Annotated in this window: 4 protein-coding genes; all 4 read right to left on the bottom strand. The window is 58.1% G+C overall.

The window, feature by feature from the left end:
- Positions 1–174 precede the first annotated feature (174 nt).
- Positions 175–471 (bottom strand): type I-E CRISPR-associated endoribonuclease Cas2e, encoded by a 297-nt coding sequence (gene cas2e / locus Q0C48_RS09005; RefSeq protein WP_291523574.1) that lies wholly within the window; start codon positions 469–471, stop codon positions 175–177.
- Entirely contained in the window at positions 452–1375 is a 924-nt protein-coding gene (gene cas1e / locus Q0C48_RS09000; RefSeq protein WP_291523572.1) for a type I-E CRISPR-associated endonuclease Cas1e, read from the bottom strand. The genes cas2e and cas1e overlap by 20 nt, the downstream gene beginning before the upstream one ends.
- Entirely contained in the window at positions 1372–2061 is a 690-nt protein-coding gene (gene cas6e / locus Q0C48_RS08995; protein ID WP_291523570.1) for a type I-E CRISPR-associated protein Cas6/Cse3/CasE, read from the bottom strand. Before cas6e ends, cas1e begins: the two co-directional genes overlap by 4 nt.
- On the bottom strand, positions 2048–2721 hold a 674-nt coding region (cas5e, locus tag Q0C48_RS08990), incomplete at its 5' end, for a type I-E CRISPR-associated protein Cas5/CasD (protein WP_291523568.1). The genes cas5e and cas6e, both read right to left, overlap by 14 nt.

Genomic DNA, 2721 nt, shown 5'->3' with positions numbered 1-2721 from the left:
CATCGGTTCATCCCCGCTCGCGCGGGGAACACTTCGTGGACCTCGGTTACAGTGCTCATAACAGCGGTTCATCCCCGCTCGCGCGGGGAACACACTTCTTGCAATATTATGAATTACAATAGAAAAATAACAACACCAAAATCTACCGATTTTTTGGTTTGATTGCGCAAATTGTCAAAGAGCATTTTGATCGTCCAGCGGCAGAAAACTCACGAGCTTTACGCCGTCCATTTCCGCAGGGGTACGGCGGTTCTGACCGATGGTAATGAAATCGAAACCGGCTTCATTGTTCGCTCGCCAGGCCATGACAGCGTTTCCATCGCCAATGCCAGCTTCCACTTGGCTCCAGACATAGTCGCGCACTTTGGAAGAGTAGTTTCCCACATAGACTCCAGCACGGATTTCAAGCAGCCAGATGGCCAAGCGTCCGCGCAGCCGCGCAGGGGTGTTCTCAAGCACGATGACCATCATCACCAATAGACTCCGGGTTGGGAATGGCGGGACCAATCTGTTCTTTAAAGTGTTCTGGTGGTGTGATTTCACCTGCCGCAAGCATGTCTTCTATGCCAGGGATGATGCGCTCCAGCAAGCGTGTTTGACGAAATGTGTTACGACACGCCAGTCGTACTTGTTGCTCTGGGTTATGCGGCTTGCGCGCGGCAATATGAAAGGCTAACGGTACAACCGTGTCGAATTTGTACACGTCAGCCACGTCGTAAACAAAAGAGAGTGGCTTACCTGTGTGAATAAAACCGATGGCTGGCGCGTAGCCCGCAGCAAGGATTGCAGCTTCGGTAACACCGTAAAGACTGGCGGTAGCTGCGGACAGGCAGCGGTTGGGCAGATCGCCCTTATCCCAATCGTCGGTGTCATAGTTACGCGCTTTCCATTCCACGCCGTATTTGGCGGAGAGGCGCTTGTAGGTTTCGCGCACACGCACCCCTTCTATGCCGCGCAATTGTTCGACCGAACGACGCTGCGGCGGCTCTTCGCCGAAGCGTAGGGCATACATTTTGCGTACCACTTTCAGGCGCAAAGCGTCGTCCAAAGCGAGGCGTGCTTGATAGAGCAATTTGTCAGATCGCGCACCGCCCGGTTGCCCGGCGGAATAGAGACGCACACCCGCCTCGCCGATCCAAACTAGCAATGTACCAACTCGTGCTGCCAGCGCACAAGCCGCATGCGAGACGCGCGTGCCGGGTTCCAACATCAAACATGCGACGCCACCGACCGGGATGTGGGTGCGCACGCCGTTTTTGTCAACGACAACGAAAGCTCCGTCGAGAACGTCCAACTGGCCACGCTCAATGTACAAAATCGAGAGGCGCTCCTTGATCGGGATGGGTTTGAGCGGGGGAAGCAGTTCGTTACTCACCGGGTCGGCACCACGGATAGTAGTCCCAGTCCCATGACTTTGCCATGACCGAGCCCCGTTTCCAGCGCCTTCTTGAAGTGTACAACATCGGTCACAGTCAGCCGTCCCTCGAATAGAGCTGAATACACCCGTATCCCGTTGCCGTCATGCTGCCGCCCACCCAGCATCTGCTCTTGCGAGATGCGGAAATCCTGATAGGCATGTCCGTTCGAACTCTCCAGAAAATTGAAGTAATCAGGCGCGGATGATCCCGGCAGCGCGAAGCCATGCTGCACACCCTTGCGGGTCAGCCATTCCCGTTGTGCGTCAGGCTGGGTGATGCCCTGCCGCTTGCTCTGTACGGTTTTGCAGGAGTTGGCGCGCAACCTGAACCGGAACTGCTGCCCGGCAGCGAGTGCATCGATGCCAAGTTTCTGTTCCAGATCGATGCCGGGATCGGCCTGCGCAAGCCATTCGGGATCGGGGATGCGCGACCACTCCGGCGTCGCGCCACACTGGATCAGAATGCGCGGCTGTCCTTTGGCATCGGTTTCCGGTTCGAGACGCCATAGCAACGCACCTGGCGGGCATTTCGTGCCTTCTGGAAAGAAAGCGCGGCACAGTGTGGCGTGCATTTGGTAGGGATCAGCGAGATCGCGGCGTACCGAATTACGGCGGGGGTTGATGTGAATCCTATGCAGAAACATGGCTTGCCTCCTGCAGTAAAACCACCCACCCAGAGCGCACATATCGTGCGCCGAAGCGTCGCTCGGCGAACGAGGTCAGCGGTTGATCCATCCGCAATGCACCACTGTCATCGTCCGACTCTATCGAAGCCAACAGCCGTTCAGGTGCGGCCTCCTGTTGGCGCGGCGAAGCGAGCCACGGCCACGCGGCGAGCGCGTCCAGCAATGGGGTATTGACGATGCCGCCATCAAGCCAGATCGACTCGGACGGCACATAGGATTTGCGCCCCAGTGCCAGCGGCCAGGCCGGATTACGCAAAGCCGCGTGCGCGCGTTCGAGCAGGCGTCGATTCAGACCTTCCAGCCCGACCAGAAATACGGCGTCGGCGAGGTAGTCGCGGGTGGTGACGGCAGTTTGGTGAACCTTCGAGCGGTCGGCGGAAATGATGTTCTGCGCAGTCTGATAGTCGCGCTTTAATACGCCGGGCCGGTCGTGGCGCACGGCCATCGTCAGCCGTGTCAGCGGTTCGAGGTCGCACCAGTTTTCGCGATCAATCCCCAGCGCGGCGGCCAACAGGCCGATTACGCCCGACTTGCTGGGCTCCTTGCCGGTATCGCGCTGGTCGAAGCGGCTGATCGTGCCCCAGGATTGCATCGGCCCCGCAAGCCGTAATAGCAGAG

The organism is Acidithiobacillus sp., from assembly GCF_023255755.1.
Lineage (GTDB): Bacteria > Pseudomonadota > Gammaproteobacteria > Acidithiobacillales > Acidithiobacillaceae > Acidithiobacillus.
This window is presented reverse-complemented; position numbering and strand designations above follow the sequence as displayed.